The 4,883-nt window shown below is 51.2% G+C and carries 8 protein-coding genes; 4 read left to right on the top strand and 4 right to left on the bottom strand.

Annotated features, from left to right (window positions below; all coding sequences use genetic code 11):
• The first annotated feature begins 478 nt into the window (after nt 1-478).
• The gene (locus Q1B13_RS26525) at nt 479-604 is read left to right on the top strand and encodes a hypothetical protein (protein WP_298938536.1); all 126 of its coding nucleotides are present in this window, start codon (nt 479-481) and stop codon (nt 602-604) included.
• Between the two features lie 45 nt (nt 605-649).
• Here the strand turns inward: Q1B13_RS26525 and Q1B13_RS26520 are convergent, their stop codons facing one another.
• The 4 genes from Q1B13_RS26520 to Q1B13_RS27130 form a co-directional block, all read right to left on the bottom strand.
• Complete coding sequence (locus tag Q1B13_RS26520) at nt 650-1,468, bottom strand: alpha/beta hydrolase (RefSeq protein WP_298938538.1); 819 nt, start codon at nt 1,466-1,468, stop codon at nt 650-652.
• A gap of 194 nt (nt 1,469-1,662) precedes the next feature.
• A complete protein-coding gene (locus Q1B13_RS27135; RefSeq protein ID WP_366140977.1) occupies nt 1,663-2,064 on the bottom strand; it encodes a GFA family protein in 402 nt (133 codons plus the stop codon).
• A complete protein-coding gene (locus Q1B13_RS26515) occupies nt 2,048-2,545 on the bottom strand; it encodes an SRPBCC domain-containing protein (protein WP_299085627.1) in 498 nt (165 codons plus the stop codon). Before Q1B13_RS26515 ends, Q1B13_RS27135 begins: the two co-directional genes overlap by 17 nt.
• Nucleotides 2,535-2,861: a metalloregulator ArsR/SmtB family transcription factor gene (locus Q1B13_RS27130; RefSeq protein WP_366871141.1), complete on the bottom strand. Its 327-nt coding sequence runs from the start codon at nt 2,859-2,861 to the stop codon at nt 2,535-2,537. The genes Q1B13_RS26515 and Q1B13_RS27130 overlap by 11 nt, the downstream gene beginning before the upstream one ends.
• A 423-nt stretch (nt 2,862-3,284) precedes the next feature.
• Here Q1B13_RS27130 and Q1B13_RS26510 point away from each other — a divergent pair, with 423 nt between their 5' ends.
• From Q1B13_RS26510 to Q1B13_RS26500, 3 genes are all read left to right on the top strand, one after another.
• Complete coding sequence (locus tag Q1B13_RS26510) at nt 3,285-3,470, top strand: hypothetical protein (RefSeq protein WP_299085626.1); 186 nt, start codon at nt 3,285-3,287, stop codon at nt 3,468-3,470.
• 400 nt (nt 3,471-3,870) lie between these two features.
• Complete coding sequence (locus tag Q1B13_RS26505) at nt 3,871-4,395, top strand: outer membrane beta-barrel protein (RefSeq protein ID WP_299085624.1); 525 nt, start codon at nt 3,871-3,873, stop codon at nt 4,393-4,395.
• Between the two features lie 307 nt (nt 4,396-4,702).
• Nucleotides 4,703-4,883: hypothetical protein (locus Q1B13_RS26500; protein ID WP_299800817.1), on the top strand; the 181-nt coding region annotated here is incomplete at its 3' end.

Here is a 4,883-nt window from a genome sequence, read left to right as displayed (position 1 = left end):
GAAAGCTCATGAGGTCCCGCTCAGCCGCCACTTGCCACCTGGTGTTGAATGTCCACTTCTCGCGGTATGCAACTTGCCGCACGACCGAAGGACCGAAGCTTGCTCGACGGTGAGTTTGGGCTCATTTGCCAATTCGGGCTGCACGGCAGAAGGGCGGGAACAACGAGGCTAAGCATCCAGATGTTCAATTCGGAAAGCGCCCCGCGCTTACCGGCTGTCAGATCGTAGAACTGCGCGACAAACGCAACCAGGGCTTTCTGATCAAAGAACCCTTGGCTGAATACCATCTCTCCAAGGTTACCATCTAACGCTACCTCACCGAAAACGGGACCTGAGTTCAACTACAGGAGTCTAATGAGACCAACTAGGTTCAGTGGTCGGCTCCGCGTTTTGCATGCCCAGAAACAGCCTTCTAGCAGCCCACTGTCTCATGTGGGCACCGACAACCCGATGATATGATGGAACTAGGAGACTGCAGATGAGAACAATCTACCTTGATGAAAAGCTTGATCAGGACACAAGCCACTGGAACCCACATGTCGCTGCGGACTACAATGAAAATGACCTACTGAAACTGCGAGATGACTGCTTAGAGCCAGTTTGACTGATGCTACACCGATGTCGAATGGCGTTTTTGTAGATGAGTCGCCTATTTGAGGAAGCTAAGCGTTTCCTTGAGAACGGCACCTGACTTTTCCAGCTGCGGCATGTGACCCACGCCAGGGATCGTTGCGAACTCCGCTTTTGGCATGAGTTTGTGCAACGCTTTGCCTCTATCGAGAGGTACCCATGGATCGTCTTCTCCCCAAACGATTTTCACAAGGCAGCGAACTTCGCCAAAGTGAGGTTCGACTTCCGCCGTGTATCGCTCGTCTGCTTGAGCGAATTGGCGATAGAAACTCAGGGCACCATCCTCTGTGATCCACGGAGCAACCAAAGCATCGTGGTCCGCAACAGCAATGTCATTGACCAGAGCTCCCGTGATATAGGCTGCGACGATCGCCTTGTGGATGTGTGGTGGTAAACCCTGAAAGGCGTCGACGTGCCGTCCCACGTGATCAAAGAAGTCCGATCCCCATGGACGCATCGCCACCACGTTCATAAGCAGATACTTCTCGAAATCACACCCATGCAGCAGATGCGCTCGCAGCGTTGTTGCTCCGCCAAAATCGTGGGCGATGACGCTTGGCTTTGACAAACCCCAGTGTGTCATCATTTCTGCGAAGACTTCACCCTGCACATCTAGCGAAGTGCGTTGGTCCTCCAACTTATCTGACTGGCCGTATCCAGGCATGTCGTACCAATGAACGGTAAAGAACTTCGCCAGTTCAGGAATGACACGATGCCAGGAAAAGGACGACCAAGGCCATCCATGCGCTAGCATAAGATCCGGGCCAGTACCGGCGCGTCCAGCAGCGACTGAGCCTGCCGTTGTCTTATAGGTTTCGTCTAGATTCCAACTACTCATTCGAACCTCTCATCTTACCAACACGATCTATCCTGAATTTGCAGAGTATTTACGCTAGCCGACGTTCAGGCAATCGGTAGGAACGGCAGTTTCGTCTCGCGATGTGGCTATCTGGGGTTCTTGAGGCGAAGGCCCGCGAAGAGCCCAGACTACCAAATGCAGCGCGCTAAATGAATGCCGGCGTTGTCCGTGAATCAACGTGGAGCCTTGACCAACTGCTCGCAGGGTGTATCCCATGGTTGGGCCATCTCAGAGAAAACAACGAATTCCGGATGGAACACGGAAGGATCGTTCAAAGTTGCTGCATGGATGTAAATGCGTTCGGGAAATCTTTCGGTTCGGCTTGTCATCGGGGACCCGCACTCAGAACAAAACCCTGAATAAGTTGCCGCCCCATTGTCGCTCGACAAACGAAATTCCTTGATCCTACCGATTGACTTGAATTTGTTGACCGGCACGGCGAAAGCCGATGAGTGACCGCCCCCCGTTGCTCTCTGACACTTCCTGCAATGGCATTTGAAGGCAAACTCAATCTTTGCATCAATCTGATAATTGATTGCACCGCACGCGCATCTCCCCTCAATTAGGCTTGACACAAATTATCTCCTGTTTCTCGTCTGCTATTTGTAGAGCCTCGTTCAATTTTCTGAAGCCGCTTGACCAGCCGTGGTGAAGAGATAGAGCAGCACTTTGGTTCGGGAGTCTCTGGTGGACCAGCGTGGTCTGGACGCCACCGCGTACGGGTTCAAACCAGACACTTACCAGTGTTTCCTTGTCACCAGTCAGCTCCTTGTCTTCTTCACTTTCCCAAGTGAACGAGAGAAATTCATTCGGAACAACAGACACATAGCGCCCTTTGTGATGCGAAGATGCGCCTGATTGGGAACTCATCTTGAAGCGCCACCGCCCGCCGACTCTGACCTCCATTTCAAGCACTTCGGCGATATACCCGACTGGGCCAAACCACTGCTCGATGTTGGCCGGATCAGTCCAAGCGCGATACGCCTGATGAAGGTTCACCGCAAACCACTCTGAAACTCTTACCTCGTTGATGCCTGATGCAGTGTTACGGTTCATCGGAGTCTTCGCGATTTATGAACGCTCCAAGGGATATAAAGTTGCTGTTCCAGAAGGTCGCATACCTCTCGACCCAAGATACAACGGGTTGAAAACCTCTCTTTTCAAGTTCGATGAGGTGTTGCCGGCCGCGCAGTGTTCTACGGATCATTCCCGCCTGCTCAAGAACCTTCAAGTGCTGGGAGATGGCCCCTGGCGATACGTCATGATCTGCGCCCAATTGGTTTACAGTATTTGGCCCATCCAAAAGCCGTTCTAAAATCTGGCGCCTGACGGGGTGCGCTAACGAGGAAAATACTGTGTCAACATTCGACATAATTTATTTGTTCCTAAACAGTATAGACAAAATTAAATTATAGGTGATTGGTTGTCAACCAATCGTCTGGAAAGAATGCAGCCCATTGAGTACCTTCTCCAAGGTCCTCTATGTCCGCCTAGGTGCGGTTGGGGAGGGGGTTTGTGATTCCGCCTGAGACGGCAATCCCAGGGAGCAAAGAATTTGCCTCGCAGATCATTCAACAGCTTGAAGATGGCGCTTATGGTGTTGTGGGTGGCAGGAGTCGGTGCGCTGCGATGATTATGCTGGCCGCAGACAAGAGTGCGAAAGGCTTTACCAAGACAATGAAGATCGCGTGCCGCGAAGCACCTGCCGAGGATGCCGCAAACAGCAGCGTCAGCTACTCGGAGAATGCTTTGCAGATGCCGATGGACATGTTGGGCTGCTACGAGTTCTTCGGACATGCTGCGGATCGCACTGGATACGGATCGCGCGGTCGATCTGGGCAATGGGTTCAACCTGAAGCGCCGACGCGTGGCTGCGCATCAACGGTTGGAACTCACCGGAGTTTCGAAAGACAGCCTGCCTTGGCTCAAGTCACTGGGTTGTTTCACCGAGATCCACCAGTACCAGCTCTGGTGTTCCTGACCGCAGAGCCAAGAGACTAGGTGCTGCGCGTTCTCACTGCGATCCAGTCAGGCCACACTGTGGGCGAGCCAGACGTGATTGCAGCCGAATGAGGCCCAAGAGACCCGGAGGTGGCAATTTTTGTTACCGCCTCCTGCCCAACACATCCCCCGGCTCATGATATCCGGACACCATACGTTCAGGCAGGCCTTCGGTTTGCCTATCAGCGATAGTAATAGGCTATTCCACAATAGTGCATCAGTATTGGCTTTCGATCCCAATATGACCGAAACCTAACTATACCCCCTTGGTTACAGCGTGGCGCGGTATGAATGGGGATTTAACTCTGACGGCGTCACGCACCCCAATACTTCCAAACCCAGAGCCGAACCGAGATTCACGTGAGTTTAAAAGAAAACCTATGAGCAAACTTGTTTTCTTAATGAGTGTCACCCTTGCAAGCCCCGCATGGTCACAAGACCATAGTGGGTTTTACCTTGGTGGCGATGTTTCCGTCTTTGAGACCAGATATGAAAATTTGACCATAGAGGGTGATGGTACAGCTCTTGGTATTCACGCGGGGTATAGATATGTCATCGATAGCTCCGTCTTTATTGAGGGAGAAGGTTTTGCGGCGATAATCAATGGTGGGACCAATGATGGATCCATAGATTTTGAGAATTACTACGGCTTGACCATTGGTGCAGGGGCTTACCTGTTAAATAATTTCTATGGACTGTTTTTTGCCGGCATTGCGAATATCAACTCTGAAGACGTTGATTTTGGATCGCGAAAAGACGACGGAATAATTTTGGGTTTGGGCGTAGGGTACGACATCACACCTGAGCACTCTGTGGGTTTAAGGTGCTCAATAATTAGTGTTGACGGCACCTTTGGATACATCGACACTGATGTCTTCGCGATTAGGTACTCTTATCATTTTTAAGCGACTAAGCGGTTCATCGTGACCATCTGGTTTGCCCAAAACAGAGTACTGGACGATAGTGCGCCTTTTCATCAAGTCGTGGTGGCAAAATGAAAGCCTGACAGGCGCAGTGCTAGCGATAGCGGATACCTATCCAAATATAGGATTTGTGAATTTCTCAATTCAACAGCCTGGTTCTATGACTTGGTTGCCGGCGCGTTGGGTGGATGTTCCTTTTTATCCACCTGCCACTCTCTCTCCTCCAGGGGGAGGGCAGCGGTTTCTGTACTGATGCGTTCAAAAATCAAATTGTATCGGAGGTACCTGGATGCGTGCGAATTCTAAAATGAGAACCTACCCGATTTTGCAATCACAATTCGCCATTATTTATAATGAATTCAGTATTCTGCTTGCGGCTGGGGTAGGGCCGCAGTATCATCGGTTCATCGGTTCATCGGTTCATCGGTTCATCGGTTCATCGGTTCATCGGTTCATCGGTTCATCGGTTC

The sequence above is a fragment of the uncultured Ruegeria sp. genome, from assembly GCF_947489545.1.
Classification (GTDB): domain Bacteria; phylum Pseudomonadota; class Alphaproteobacteria; order Rhodobacterales; family Rhodobacteraceae; genus Ruegeria.
This window is presented reverse-complemented; position numbering and strand designations above follow the sequence as displayed.